General features: G+C 67.8%; 13 protein-coding genes. 5 read left to right on the top strand and 8 right to left on the bottom strand.

Going from position 1 to position 12,427, the window contains the following annotated elements; all coding sequences use genetic code 11:
- Window positions 1–97: 97 nt before the first annotated feature.
- The 3 genes from BLQ74_RS15845 to BLQ74_RS15835 form a co-directional block, all read right to left on the bottom strand.
- On the bottom strand, window positions 98–1,336 hold the full coding sequence (locus BLQ74_RS15845; protein ID WP_090263815.1) for a multidrug effflux MFS transporter: 1,239 nt from the start codon (window positions 1,334–1,336) through the stop codon (window positions 98–100).
- A gap of 74 nt (window positions 1,337–1,410) precedes the next feature.
- Entirely contained in the window at window positions 1,411–2,391 is a 981-nt protein-coding gene (locus BLQ74_RS15840) for an aldo/keto reductase (protein ID WP_090263813.1), read from the bottom strand.
- Window positions 2,388–2,735 carry a hypothetical protein gene (locus BLQ74_RS15835; RefSeq protein ID WP_090263811.1) on the bottom strand — a complete coding sequence of 116 codons (348 nt, stop codon included), beginning with the start codon at window positions 2,733–2,735 and terminating at the stop codon, window positions 2,388–2,390. The genes BLQ74_RS15840 and BLQ74_RS15835 overlap by 4 nt, the downstream gene beginning before the upstream one ends.
- Window positions 2,736–2,823: 88 nt before the next feature.
- Here BLQ74_RS15835 and BLQ74_RS15830 point away from each other — a divergent pair, with 88 nt between their 5' ends.
- Window positions 2,824–3,717 carry a LysR family transcriptional regulator gene (locus BLQ74_RS15830; protein ID WP_090263809.1) on the top strand — a complete coding sequence of 298 codons (894 nt, stop codon included), beginning with the start codon at window positions 2,824–2,826 and terminating at the stop codon, window positions 3,715–3,717.
- Window positions 3,718–3,938: 221 nt separating this feature from the next.
- Here the strand turns inward: BLQ74_RS15830 and BLQ74_RS15825 are convergent, their stop codons facing one another.
- The 3 genes from BLQ74_RS15825 to BLQ74_RS15815 form a co-directional block, all read right to left on the bottom strand.
- Window positions 3,939–5,120 carry an acetyl-CoA C-acetyltransferase gene (locus BLQ74_RS15825; protein ID WP_090263807.1) on the bottom strand — a complete coding sequence of 394 codons (1,182 nt, stop codon included), beginning with the start codon at window positions 5,118–5,120 and terminating at the stop codon, window positions 3,939–3,941.
- A gap of 61 nt (window positions 5,121–5,181) precedes the next feature.
- The gene (locus BLQ74_RS15820) at window positions 5,182–5,838 is read right to left on the bottom strand and encodes a CoA transferase subunit B (protein WP_090263805.1); all 657 of its coding nucleotides are present in this window, start codon (window positions 5,836–5,838) and stop codon (window positions 5,182–5,184) included.
- A 48-nt stretch (window positions 5,839–5,886) separates the two neighbouring features.
- On the bottom strand, window positions 5,887–6,582 hold the full coding sequence (locus BLQ74_RS15815) for a CoA transferase subunit A (protein WP_090263803.1): 696 nt from the start codon (window positions 6,580–6,582) through the stop codon (window positions 5,887–5,889).
- Between the two features lie 122 nt (window positions 6,583–6,704).
- Between BLQ74_RS15815 and BLQ74_RS15810 the strand changes: the two genes are divergently transcribed.
- Complete coding sequence (locus tag BLQ74_RS15810; protein ID WP_090263801.1) at window positions 6,705–7,637, top strand: LysR family transcriptional regulator; 933 nt, start codon at window positions 6,705–6,707, stop codon at window positions 7,635–7,637.
- 54 nt (window positions 7,638–7,691) lie between these two features.
- Here BLQ74_RS15810 and BLQ74_RS15805 read toward each other — a convergent pair whose 3' ends face one another.
- A complete protein-coding gene (locus BLQ74_RS15805) occupies window positions 7,692–7,937 on the bottom strand; it encodes a DUF2790 domain-containing protein (protein ID WP_090263799.1) in 246 nt (81 codons plus the stop codon).
- Window positions 7,938–8,136: 199 nt separating this feature from the next.
- Window positions 8,137–8,598, bottom strand: a complete 462-nt coding sequence (locus BLQ74_RS15800) for an Lrp/AsnC family transcriptional regulator (RefSeq protein WP_090263797.1) — start codon at window positions 8,596–8,598, stop codon at window positions 8,137–8,139.
- 268 nt (window positions 8,599–8,866) lie between these two features.
- Here BLQ74_RS15800 and BLQ74_RS15795 point away from each other — a divergent pair, with 268 nt between their 5' ends.
- From BLQ74_RS15795 to BLQ74_RS15785, 3 genes are read left to right on the top strand one after another with little or no spacing between them, the layout of a single operon-like run.
- The gene (locus tag BLQ74_RS15795) at window positions 8,867–10,099 is read left to right on the top strand and encodes a 3-methyl-2-oxobutanoate dehydrogenase (2-methylpropanoyl-transferring) subunit alpha (RefSeq protein ID WP_090263795.1); all 1,233 of its coding nucleotides are present in this window, start codon (window positions 8,867–8,869) and stop codon (window positions 10,097–10,099) included.
- Window positions 10,096–11,148, top strand: a complete 1,053-nt coding sequence (locus BLQ74_RS15790; RefSeq protein WP_090263793.1) for an alpha-ketoacid dehydrogenase subunit beta — start codon at window positions 10,096–10,098, stop codon at window positions 11,146–11,148. The genes BLQ74_RS15795 and BLQ74_RS15790 overlap by 4 nt, the downstream gene beginning before the upstream one ends.
- On the top strand, window positions 11,149–12,426 hold the full coding sequence (locus tag BLQ74_RS15785) for a dihydrolipoamide acetyltransferase family protein (RefSeq protein ID WP_090263791.1): 1,278 nt from the start codon (window positions 11,149–11,151) through the stop codon (window positions 12,424–12,426).
- Window position 12,427: the final 1 nt, after the last annotated feature.

Raw genomic sequence — 12,427 nt, 5'->3', positions numbered from 1 at the left:
GTCGTGGAACCAGGCGGCCAGAGACCCACACACTATAGCCCGGCGCGGTGCCTTTTCTGCAGCGCTCGCGCTCGTCGCGTTCGGCGCCGTCGCGCGCTCAGCGGTTGCTGGCGACCGGCAGCCCTCGCGGCGCGGCGCTGGCGGGGACCAGCAACAACGCGCAAAGCAGGCTGCCGAGGCCGCACGAGGCGATCACGCAGGCCATCGGCCAGGGCGTGCCGTCGGCGTAGAAGCCGACCAGGGCCGAGCCGAGGATGCCGCTGCCGTACTGGATCGAGCCGATCAAGGCCGAGACCGAACCGGCCTGGGTCGGGAAGCTGGCCAGCGCACCGGCGATGGAGTTGGCGACGATGAAGCCGGTGGCGGAGACCAACAGGAACAGCGGCACCACCAGGCCGCTCAGCCCGCCCCAGTCGGTCCAGGCCGCCAGCGCCAGCCACAGCCCGGCCAGGGCCGCGCCAGCGCTGCCGGCGCGCATCAGCCGATCGCTGCCATAGCGCTCCACCAGGCGCGCGTTGACCTGGTTGGTGATCATCAGGCCGACGATGCCGATGGCGAACAACAGCCCGTAGCGCTGCGGCGAGAGGTGGTGATAGCTGATGTAGGCGAAGGGCGTGCCAGCGATGTAGGCATACATCGCCGCATAGAAGAAACCACCGGCGCCGGCGTAGCCGAGCAGCCGGCGCTGGCGCAGCAGCTCTGCGTAGCGCCCCAGCGCGCGCCACAATGGCTGCGGGTTGCGGCGCTCGACCGGGAGGGTTTCCGGCAGCCCGTAGAGCGCCGCCAGTGTCGCCAGGCCGACGCCCACCAGGGTCCAGAAAATCGCCCGCCAGGACGCCAGTTGCAGGATCAGCCCGCCCAGGCTCGGCCCGACCAGCGGGGCGATCGCCATCACCGTCATCAGGGTCGAGAGCATCCGCGCCGCGCGGTGGCCGACGTAGAGGTCGCGGACCATGGCGCGGGCCAGCACCACGCTGGCGCAGGCGCCCACCGCCTGCACGGCGCGCCAGGCGATCATCATGCCCGCGCTGGTGGACAGCGCGCAGCCAACCGAGCCGAGGATGAACAACAGCAGGCCGATGGCGATCGGCAGACGCCGGCCATGCCGATCACCGACCGGCCCCCAGAGCAACTGCCCCAGGCTGAAGCCGATCAGGTAGCCGGAAATGGTCAGCTCGACGCTGCCGGCATCGGCGTTCAAGGCCGACGCCATCGCCGGCAGCGCGGGCAGGTAGAGGTCGGTGGAAATCGAGGCGAAAGCCATCAGCGTACTGAGGATCGCCAGGACCTTCAGGCTGAAGCCATCGGAAACGGCGGACGGTGAAGTCGATGTCATGCTCGGGTGTCGCGTGCGGCCGCCCTCCTCCCGCGCGTCCCATGCGGGCGCGGATGGCAGGCGGCAAGGGTTGCTCAGCGGTCGACCCGCTGCTGCAGGTGCGCCGGATAGCGATCGCCAGCCACCTCGATCTGCCGCAGCGCGGCGTCGATGGCGGACAGGTCGCTGGCGCTCAGTTCGAGCCCGGCCGCGCCGATGTTCTCTTCCAGGCGCTGCGCCTTGGTGGTGCCGGGGATCGGCACTATCCAGGGCTTCTGCGCCAGCAGCCAGGCAATGGCGATCTGCGCGCGGCTAGCCCCCTTGCCGGCGGCGATGTGCCCAAGCACCTCGACCAGCCGCGCATTGGCCTTGCGGTTCGCCTCGGAGAAGCGCGGCACGAGGTTGCGGAAATCGCTGCTCTCGAAGTGCGTGTGCTCGTCGATGGCGCCGGTGAGGAACCCCTTGCCCAGCGGGCTGAACGGCACGAAGCCGATGCCCAGCTCCTCCAGGGTCGGCAGGATCGTCTCCTCCGGCTCGCGCCACCACAGCGAATACTCACTCTGCAACGCCGCCAGCGGCTGCACCGCGTGGGCGCGGCGGATCGCCTGCACGCCCGCCTCGGACATGCCGAAGTGCTTGACCTTGCCCTCGCGGATCAAACCCTGCACGGTGCCGGCGACGTCTTCGATCGGCACCTTGGGGTCGACCCGGTGCTGGTAGAACAGGTCGATACGGTCGGTCTTCAGGCGCGTCAGCGAGGCCTCGGCGACCGCGCGAATACGCTCGGGGCGGCTGTCCAGGCCCTTGCTCGAATCGCCGTCCGTGAAGCCGAACTTGGTGGCGATCACCACTTGCTCGCGAAACGGTGCAACCGCCTCGCCGAGCAATTCCTCGTTGCGCGCGCCATAGGCTTCGGCGCTGTCGAAGAAGGTCACGCCACGCTCGAAAGCCGCGCGGATCAGCGCGATGCCTTGCGCCTTGTCGGTGGCCGGGCCGTAGCCAAAGGTCAGGCCCATGCAGCCCAGGCCGATGGCCGAGACTTCCAGGCCGGTGTTGCCCAGCTTGCGTTTGTTCATTGCATCCTCACTCGAAGGCAGCGCGCGCTCGCGGCGGCGAACGCACGGCGGTGGACTCGGGGGCTTTCGCGCCGAGCGAGCCCTGTCGGGCTGGTCGCCGGCGGCCAGTGCGCCCACCTTACGCGGCGGCGCCATGGATGATTAGCCGGGCAATCGTGCATGCGCCTATGAAGCTCGCTCATCAACGGCGCGGCCATCGCCGCCGTGTCGGTCACATCGAGCACACGGCCTGGAAGGCCGAGCCATAGCGCGCTGAGATCGCCGACCTTGCCGGCGTCACGCACGCTGCCGACGACGGTGATGAGCCCGGTACGTTTCGACATGAGGAGTGCTTTCGTGGTCATGGCAAACGTCACTCCGCGCCCTGCCCTAGCGTGCGCAGCCCGGAGCCGGCTGCCATAATCCAGCGACACTCATGAGCCGGATCGATCAATGCCCCGCGAGAACTTCAATGATCTGCTGGCCTTCGTCACGGTCGCGCGCGAGGGCAGTTTTACCCGCGCGGCGGCGCAACTGGGGGTTTCCCAGTCGGCGCTGAGCCACACCATCCGTGGCCTGGAGGCACGCCTCGACCTGCGCCTGCTGACCCGCACCACGCGCAGCGTCTCGCCCACCGAGGCTGGTGAGCGGCTGTTGCAGACGGTGGCGCCGCGCTTCGAGGAGATCGAGGCGGAACTGGCCGCGCTGAAGGAGTTGCGTGACAAGCCGGTGGGCAACCTGCGCATCACCGCCGCCGAACACGCCGTCAGCACCGTGCTCTGGCCGAAGCTGGCGCCGGTATTGGCGCAGTACCCGCAGATCAAGGTGGAAATCACCATCGACTATGGCCTCACCGACATAGTCGCGCAGCGCTATGACCTCGGCGTGCGCCTGGGCGATCAGGTGGCCAAGGACATGATCGCCGTGCGCATCGCACCGGACCTGCGCATGGCGGTGGTCGGCGCGCCCGGCTATCTCGCCAGCCGCGCCGCGCCGCAGACACCGCAGGAACTGTCGACGCATGCCTGCCTCAACCTGCGCCTGCCCACCCATGGCGGCCTGATGGCCTGGGAACTGGCCAAGGACGGGCATGAAGTGAAGGTCCGGGTGGAAGGCCAACTGGTGTTCAACAACAGCCCGCAGATTCTCCAGGCGGCGCTGGCGGGATTCGGCCTGGCCTACCTGCCGGAGGACATGGTCCACGCGCACGCCGCCGAGGGCCGCTTGCTGCCGGTGCTCCAGGACTGGTGCCCGACCTTCCCCGGCTACCACGTTTACTACCCGAGCCGCCGGCAGTCCTCGCGGGCGCTGTCGGTCGTGGTGGACGCCCTGCGCTATCGGGACTGAGCGCCCAGGCCGGGCTGAGCCCGCGGCGCAGCAGCGTGGCCGCCTTGCGGGCAGGAAAAACCCGGACACCTCACGGTGTCCGGGCGGCCTGTCAGCGGTGCCGCAGGCGTGGTTACGGCAGGACCGCTGACAGGTATTGCCGGGTGCTGCGGATCGCCCCGAGCGGGTGATCCGCGCAATGGGGCGCGACGCTTGCGCGCCCCCTCAGGCGAACGCCGCCGTCAGTCGCGCGCCAGTGCCAGGGCGACGCCCTGGCCGCCGCCGATGCACAGGGTGGCCAGGCCCTTGCTGGCATCGCGGCGGATCATTTCGTGCAGCAGGCTGACCAGTACGCGGCAACCGGAAGCGCCGATCGGGTGCCCCAGGGCGACGGCTCCGCCGTTGACGTTGACCTTGGCCGCGTCCCAGCCGAGTTCCTTGCCCACCGCCAGCGATTGCGCGGCGAAGGCTTCGTTGGCCTCGATCAGGTCCAGTTCGGCGAGTTGCCAGCCGGCTTTGTCCAGGCAGCGGCGGGTCGCCGGCACCGGGGCGATGCCCATGATCGCCGGATCGACCCCGGCGCTGGCATAGGCGGCGATGCGCGCCAGGATCGGCAGGCCGAGCTGTCGGGCCTTGGCCGCGCTCATCAGCAGCACCGCGGCGGCGCCGTCGTTGAGGGTCGAGGCGTTGCCAGCGGTGACGCTGCCGTCCTTCTTGAACGCCGGCTTGAGCTTGCCCAGCGCTTCGGCGGTGGTGCCGGCGCGCGGCTGCTCGTCGGTGTCGAAGGCCAGCGCCTCGCCCTTGCGCTGGGGAATCGACACAGGAACGATTTCGTCACGGAAGCGACCTGCCTCGATGGCCGCGACGGCCTTCTGCTGCGAGGTGGCGGCGAAGGCGTCCTGGGCGTCGCGGCTGATCTCGAAGCGCTCGGCGAGGTTCTCCGCGGTGATGCCCATGTGGTAGTCGTTGAAGGCGTCGATCAGGCCATCGCGCAGCAGGCTGTCCTGCAGTTGCGCATGGCCCATGCGCAGCCCGGTGCGGGCCTTGGGCAGCACATAGGGCGCCAGGCTCATGCTCTCCTGGCCGCCGGCGATGACGATCTCGGCGTCGCCGCAACGGATCGCCTGGGCGGCGAGGAACAGCGATTTCAGCCCCGAGCCACAGAGTTTGTTGATGGTCATCGCCGGCACCTCGACCGGCAGACCGGCGCCGATCGCGGCCTGGCGTGCCGGGTTCTGTCCGGCGCCGGCGGTGAGGACCTGGCCGAGGATGACTTCGTCGATCTGCTCGGCTTTCACGCCGCTGCGTTCCAGCAGCGCGCGAATGACCACAGCGCCCAGTTCATGGGCGGGAATGTTCGCCAGGCTGCCCTGGAAGCTGCCGATGGCGGTGCGCGCGGCGGCGACTATCACTACGTCTTGCATGTCTCGTTCTCCCAAGCGGACGATCGTAGGAGCGCGCCCGAGCGCGTCCTACAGGGGGGATTCAGAAGGTCATTTCGACCACGTCGTCCGGCACGATCAAACGGCCGGCGGTTTTCTCGGCGATCTCGGCGATGCTCACCCCGGGCGCGGTTTCGCGGAGGATGAAGGTGCCGTTGTCGATCTCCAGGTAGGCCAGGTCGGTGAGCACCTTGCGGATGCAGCCGGCGCCGGTCAGCGGCAGCGAGCAGCGCTCGAGCAGCTTGGACTCGCCGTCCTTGGAGGCGTGGGTCATGGTGACGATGATGTTGTCGGCGCCGGCCACCAGGTCCATGGCGCCCCCCATGCCCTTGACCAGCTTGCCGGGGATCATCCAGGAAGCAATGTTGCCCTGCACGTCCACCTCGAAGGCGCCGAGCACGGTGAGGTCGACGTGGCCGCCGCGAATCATCGCGAAGGACTCCGCCGAGGAGAAGATCGATGCGCCCTTGATGGCGGTGACGGTCTGCTTGCCGGCGTTGATCATGTCGGCGTCCACCTCGGCCTCGGTGGGGAAGGCGCCCATGCCGAGCAGGCCGTTCTCCGACTGCAGCATCACTTCCATGCCCTCGGGCACATAGTTGGCCACCAGGGTCGGGATGCCGATGCCCAGGTTCACGTAGTAACCGTCCTTGAGCTCGCGCGCGACGCGCTGAGCCATCTGTTCGCGGGTCAGTGCCATGGTCTGAATCTCTTCTCTTGTTCGATGACGGTTGAAGGCAGCCGATACTTAGCGAGTGGTGCGCTTCTCGATGCGCTTCTCGAAGGAGCCCTGGATGATGCGGTCGACGTAGATGCCAGGGGTGTGGATCTGCGTCGGGTCCAGTTCGCCCGGCTCGACGATCTCCTCCACCTCGACCACGGTGATGCGCCCCGCGGTGGCGACCACCGGGTTGAAGTTCTGCGCGGTGTGGCGGTAGATGACGTTGCCGTAGTGGTCGGCCTTCCAGCCCTTGACGATGGCGAAGTCGCCGGTGATCGACTGCTCCATGATGTACGGGCGGCCGTTGAACTCGCGCACTTCCTTGCCGTCGGCGACCGGGGTGCCGTAGCCGGTGGCGGTGAAGAAGGCCGGGATGCCGGCGCCGCCGGCGCGCAGTTTCTCGGCCAGGGTGCCTTGCGGAGTCAGTTCGACTTCCAGCTCGCCGGAGAGCAACTGGCGCTCGAAGAGTTCGTTCTCGCCGACGTAGGAGGCGATCATCTTGCGGATCTGCCGGTCTTCCAGCAGCACGCCGAGGCCGAAGCCATCGACGCCGCAGTTGTTCGACACCACGGTCAGGCCCTTCACGCCCAGGCGACGGATCTGCGCGATGAGGTTTTCCGGGATGCCGCAGAGGCCGAAGCCGCCCGCCACCACCGTCATGCCATCGGTGAGCCCGGCGAGGGCCTCCGCGTAACTGCCCACCCGCTTGTCGAGTCCTGCCATCTGCTGCTGCCTCTTGTGATTATGGTTTCCGACCCGGCGGTCGAAGAGTGCCTGCAGCTTCACCGCAACGAACTGATTTGTTAAGTTTGTTTTTCCAATCGATTAATCGGTTTCGCAAATCAATGACCGTCAAGCAACTGCGCGCCTTCCTCGCCGTGGCGCAGAGCCTGAGCTTCGCCCAGGCCGGCGAGCGCCTGCATCTGTCGCAACCGGCCCTGAGCCTGGCGATCAAGAACCTCGAGGAATCCCTCGGCGGCCAGTTGCTGGTGCGCACCACGCGCAGCGTGGCGCTGACGCCGGAGGGCGAGACCCTGCTGCCGATCGCCCGGCGCCTGCTGGCCGACTGGGACAACGCCGAAGAGTTGCTGCGCCAGCACTTCACCCTGCAACTGGGCAAGGTCTCGATCGCCGCCATCCCCTCCTTCGCCGGCAACCTGCTGCCGTCGGCGCTGAAGGCCTTCCGCGACCGTTACCCGAAGGTCAACGTGGCCGTGCACGATGTGATCAACGAACAGGTGCTGGAAATGGTGCGCAACAGGCGCGTCGAACTGGGCATCGCCTTCGAGCCGGAAAGCCTCGATGGCCTGGACTTCCAGCCCTTCTACACCGATCGCTTCGTCGCCGTGGTGCCAGCCGACTCACCCCTGGCCGGGCACTCGCGGCTGACCTGGACGCAACTGCTGACGCAGCCCTTCATCACCCTGCAACGTCCGTCGGCGGTGCGCCTGCTGCTGGAAGACAGCGTCGCCGCCAGCCACGGACGCCTGGCGGTGGCGTTCGAGAGCCACCAGTTGGTGACGATCGGCCGCATGGTCGCCCAGGGCCTGGGAGTCAGCGCGGTGCCGCGCTTGTGCGTGCGGCAGATGGAGGAACTGGGTGCCCGTTGCGTGGACCTCAGCGAGCCCAGCGTGGAGCGGCGCGTCGGCCTGCTCCGGCTGGCCGAGCACAAGCTGTCCAGCGCCGCCCAGGCGTTGAGCGACGTGTTGTTGCAGATAGCCGATTGGCCGCGCTTGCAGCGCGAAGGCAGTGACGGCGGGGGTGGCGCAGGGCGTTGAGGGGAGACTGGCGGAGGCGCGGGCGGCGGCAAGGCGCCGCCCGTAGCGACAGCCTCAGATATCGCTGCACATCTCGGTCTGACGCAGGTACTGCAGGACGTGTTGCTGACCGTGGGAGTCGAGGTAGGTCATTCTGGCCGGGGCCACTTCGCAGCGGTCATTGGCTTGGTCGATGCTGATGACGTGGGCCACATCGAGTTTCATGCCGTACTGGTAGACCACGGGCGCCTCGACGGCGGCGGCACTGAGGGCGGTAACGGCCAGGGGGACGGCGAGCAGGCAAAGCAGAGCGCGTTTCATGGTGGGATCTCCGGTATCCGGGGCCTGGCGGGCATTTCACCAACCCCGTGGAGTAAATTTAGTTGAAGCCCGCGCCTGCACACAGAAGCGATCCGACAAGAGATTGCTACGCACGACGTAACAATAAGGGGCTTGCACCCCCACTGAATTACGCTTAGGCGACCTTCTTTCCATCCCCCGGCCACGCGCCCGCCGCCGCTCAGATCGGCGGCGCCGAGCGCAGCATCACCGACTTCAGGGCGAAGGCCGACTTGATCCCGGCGACCCCGGGAATCTGCGTCAGGGTTTCGGTGAGGAAGGCCTGGTAAGCCGCCAGGTCCTTGACCACCACGCGCAGCATGTAGTCGGCATCGCCGGTCATCTGGAAGCAGCTCATCACCTGGGGCGCCTGGACGATGCGTTCCTCGAAGCGCGCCAGGTAGTCGCCGGTCTGCTTCTCCAGGCTGACCGAGACGAACACGCTCATGGCGCCGGACAGGCGCTGTTCGTCGAGCCGGGCGAAGTAGCCCTGGATGTAATGCTCCTCTTCCAGGCGGCGCACCCGCCGCAGGGTCGGGGTCAGCGACAGGCCGATCTTCTGCGCCAGGTCGCGCCAGCTCAGGCGGCCGTCGTCGGCCAGGGCACGGAGAATCTTGAGGTCGGTGCGGTCCAGTTCGGCCATGGAGTACCTATCTACGAATCGTGGTTTTTGTAGTTCAAACACACTAAACAGCTTGCTTAAAGCTAGTCAAATTGGAGCAAAAAACCAGCCGGTCACGCCTATACTGAAATCACAAGAACAAAACATGAGGACCTCACCATGAGTGATGTCAGCACCGGCGGCAGCCTCCCTTGCCTCCTGCGCTTCCAGCGCTTGCACCCGCCCAGTCTCGCCTCTCCCCTCCGCTGATCCGCCCTTCCCCCGATCACTCGCGCGACTGGAGACTCCCATGACCGATTACGCCCCCCTGCGCCTGCACGTCCCCGAACCCACCGGGCGGCCGGGCTGCAAGACCGACTTTTCCTACCTGCACCTGTCCGACGCCGGCACGGTGCGCAAACCCGCCATCGACGTCGAACCGGCCGAGACCAGCGAGCTGGCCTACAGCCTGGTGCGGGTGCTCGACGATAACGGCCAGGCGCTGGGCCCGTGGAACCCGCAACTGAGCCACGAGCAACTGCGGCGCGGCCTGCGCGCCATGCTCAAGACGCGCATCTTCGACGCCCGCATGATCACCGCGCAGCGGCAGAAGAAGCTGTCCTTCTACATGCAGTGCCTGGGCGAGGAGGCCATCGCCGTGGCCCATACCCTGGCCCTGCGCGACGGCGACATGTGCTTCCCCACCTACCGCCAGCAGGGCATCCTGATCACCCGCGAATACCCGCTGGTGGAGATGATCTGCCAGTTGCTCTCCAACCAGGCCGACCCGCTCAAGGGCCGCCAGTTGCCGATCATGTATTCGAGCAAGGCCAAGGGCTTCTTCTCGATCTCCGGCAACCTCGCCACCCAGTTCATCCAGGCGGTGGGCTGGGGCATGGCCTCGGCGATCAAGGGCGACACCAAGATCGCCTCGGCCTGGATCGGCGACGGCGCCACCGCCGAATCGGACTTCCATACCGCCCTCACCTTCGCCCACGTCTACCGCGCGCCGGTGATCCTCAACGTGGTCAACAACCAGTGGGCGATCTCCACCTTCCAGGCCATCGCCGGCGGCGAAGGCACCACCTTCGCCAACCGTGGCGTGGGCTGCGGCATCGCTTCGCTGCGCGTCGACGGCAATGACTTCCTGGCGGTCTACGCCGCCTCGCAATGGGCCGCCGAGCGCGCCCGGCGCAACCTCGGGCCGAGCCTGATCGAGTGGGTCACCTACCGCGCCGGCCCGCACTCCAGCTCGGACGACCCGTCGAAATACCGCCCGGCCGACGACTGGACCAACTTCCCCCTCGGCGACCCCATCGCCCGCCTCAAGCAGCACATGATCGGCCTGGGCATCTGGTCCGAGGAACAGCAGCAGGCGCTGCACAAGGAGCTGGAAGGCGAAATCATCGCCGCGCAGAAAGAGGCGGAGAGCCACGGTTCGCTGGTGGATGGGCACGTCTTCAGTGCCGCCAGCATGTTCGACGACGTTTACGCGGAATTGCCGGAGCACCTGCGCCGGCAACGCCAGGAGCTCGGGGTATGAATGCCATGAATGCGCAACCTGAACAGGCCCAGGCCGTGACCAGCATGACCATGATCCAGGCGCTGCGCTCGGCGATGGACATCATGCTCGAGCGCGACGACAACGTGGTGGTGTTCGGCCAGGACGTCGGCTACTTCGGCGGCGTGTTCCGCTGCACCGAAGGGCTGCAGAAGAAATACGGCACCTCGCGGGTGTTCGACGCGCCGATCTCCGAGAGCGGCATCGTCGGCGCCGCCGTCGGCATGGGCGCCTACGGCCTGCGCCCGGTGGTGGAAATCCAGTTCGCCGACTACGTCTACCCGGCCTCCGACCAGCTCATCTCCGAAGCCGCGCGCCTGCGCTACCGCTCGGCCGGCGACTTCATCTGCCCGATGACCGTACGCATGCCCTGCGGCGGCGGTATCTACGGCGGCCAGACGCACAGCCAGAGCCCGGAAGCGATGTTCACCCAGGTCTGCGGCCTGCGCACGGTGATGCCCTCCAACCCCTACGACGCCAAGGGTCTGCTGATCGCCGCCATCGAGAATGACGATCCGGTGATCTTCCTCGAACCCAAGCGCCTGTATAACGGCCCCTTCGACGGCCACCACGAACGCCCGGTGACGCCCTGGTCGAAGCACCCGCTGAGCCAGGTGCCGGAGGGCTACTACAAGGTGCCGCTGGACCGCGCGGCCATCGCCCGGCCCGGCAGCGAGCTGACCGTGCTGACCTACGGCACCACTGTGTTCGTCGCCCAGACCGCCGCCGACGAAAGCGGCCTCGACGCCGAGATCATCGACCTGCGCAGCCTCTGGCCGCTGGACCTGGAAACCATCGTCAACTCGGTGAAGAAGACCGGCCGCTGCGTGATCGTCCACGAAGCCACGCGCACCTGCGGGTTCGGCGCCGAGCTAATGTCACTGGTGCAGGAGCACTGTTTCCACCACCTGGAAGCGCCCATCGAACGGGTCACCGGCTGGGACACGCCCTATCCGCACGCCCAGGAATGGGCCTACTTCCCCGGGCCGGCACGGGTCGGCGCGGCATTCAAGCGCGTCATGGAGGTCTGAATGGGCATTCACGTCATCAAGATGCCGGACATCGGTGAAGGCATCGCCGAAGTCGAACTGGTGGAATGGCACGTCAAGGTCGGCGATAGCGTCGCCGAGGACCAGCTTCTCGCCGAAGTCATGACCGACAAGGCGACGGTGGAGATTCCCTCGCCGGTGGCCGGCAGGATTCTCGCCCTGGGCGGCGCGCCCGGCCAGGTGATGCCGGTCGGCGGCGAACTGATCCGCCTGGAAGTCGAAGGCGCCGGCAATCTCAAGGAGGCGCCGGCGACCGCGGCGCCGCAACCCCAGGCGGCGCCCCCCGCGCCGGTCGTGACGGCGGCTCCCGCCCCGGCCCCGCAGGCGCCCGCCGCGCGGCCCGTGGCCGTCGCAGCCGCCGCCGTCGCCGCGCCGCGCCGCGAGCCGGGCGAGAAGCCGCTGGCCTCGCCGGCGGTGCGCCAGCGCGCCCGCGAACTGGGCGTGGAACTGCAATACGTGCAAGGCTCCGGCCCGGCCGGGCGCATCCTCCACGAAGACCTCGACGCCTGGCTGACCCATGGCCAGGGCGCCGCGCCCGCCGCTGCCGGCTATGCCGCGCGCGCTGGCGAGCAGCAGATCCCGGTGATCGGCCTGCGCCGGCAGATCGCCCGCAAGATGGCCGATGCCAAGCGTCGCATCCCGCACTTCAGCTACGTCGAGGAAATCGACGTCAGCGACCTGGAAGACCTGCGCCAGCACCTCAACGCCAAGCACTGCGCGCAGCGGCCCAGGCTGACCCTGCTGCCGTTCCTGATCCGCGCGCTGGTGGTGGCGCTGCGTGACTTCCCGCAGCTCAACGCGCGCTACGACGATGAGGCCGAGGTCATCACCCGCTTCGGCGCCGTGCATGTCGGCGTCGCCACCCAGAGCGACGCCGGCCTGATGGTACCGGTGCTGCGCCATGCCGAATCGCGCGACCTGTGGGGCAACGCCGCGGAAGTCACGCGCCTGGCCGAGGCCGTGCGCAGCGGCAAGGCGCAGCGCGATGAGCTGTCCGGCTCGACCATCACCCTGAGCAGCCTGGGCGCCCTTGGCGGCATCGTCAGCACGCCGGTGATCAACCACCCGGAAGTGGCCATCGTCGGCGTCAACCGCATGGTCGAGCGGCCCATGGTGGTCAACGGCCAGATCGTCGTGCGCAAGATGATGAACCTGTCCTCGTCCTTCGATCACCGGGTGGTCGACGGCATGGACGCGGCGGCCTTCATCCAGGCCGTGCGCGGCCTGCTCGAACATCCCGCCACGCTGTTCCTGGAGTGAG

Source organism: Pseudomonas panipatensis (genome assembly GCF_900099785.1).
In the GTDB taxonomy this organism is placed as follows: Bacteria; Pseudomonadota; Gammaproteobacteria; order Pseudomonadales; family Pseudomonadaceae; genus Pseudomonas; species Pseudomonas panipatensis.
The sequence above is the reverse complement of the archived record's forward strand: the minus strand, read 5'-3'. Positions and strand labels throughout refer to the sequence as shown.